The sequence below is a fragment of the Candidatus Symbiopectobacterium sp. NZEC135 genome (assembly GCF_025962695.1).
In genome coordinates, this window is sequence record NZ_JAGFPF010001095.1 from 1 (window position 1) to 729 (window position 729).

General features: G+C 51.4%; 2 pseudogenes. Both read right to left on the reverse strand.

Annotation, left to right across the window (positions count from 1 at the left end):
• A pseudogene (locus J5224_RS32660) lies at positions 1-483 on the reverse strand (hypothetical protein); the annotation flags it as partial.
• 37 nt (positions 484-520) lie between these two features.
• Positions 521-729 (reverse strand): annotated as a pseudogene (locus J5224_RS32665) (molecular chaperone); the annotation flags it as partial.

Here is a 729-nt window from a genome sequence, read left to right on the forward strand (position 1 = left end):
GCCGGTTTTTTCCAGATAGAGCTGTACCGTGACGTTCAGCATGGTGGGATTAGGGGGCGGAAGGGTACCGGACGGCCCCGGATTGACCCAGCTTCCGGTGGAGATGCGTGAAGCGCTGGTACCGCCATTGGTGATAATACCGAGGTCTAGGCCGTTGTAGATAATCCCGATACCGATACCTTCACCAATGACTTTCCCTTCAGGGTTGGGGTAAAAGTAGGACATTTCACCGTTAGATTCCACGATCTTATAGGACCAGCAGGCAAGGTTGCGGGTATAACTTTGCGAGGTCCACAGGCGGCTACCGATTGGCAAGGTGGCGGGGATTTTTAATGTCCCGACATCTTCATAATCGTTTACCGGACCGGTCGTGGTGCCTAAACGGCATTCCAGCGCATTAGCGTGGAATGAGAATGTGCTAAGCAGGAGCAAAGCGCCGCTTGAAATAAGTGTACGGAGGGTAGTGGTGGTTAGAAAAGGCATAGGCCCGTCCTCTCTTTATAGCATTCGAAATAAATGTTTAATAACCCCACCACAACGTGATGGGCTGGCAACGGTTTTGGGTGCAGGTAAACGGCAATTCCAGATGACCACCGTAATCATTCACGTAATACAGGAAAAATTGATTCGCCCTGTTGTCCGTTACGTCGACATCAATACTGCCTCTCGGAGACACCATAAAGGCATTGCCCGCCAACAGGCGTGTCGGGCTCTGATGGGGATTTTTGG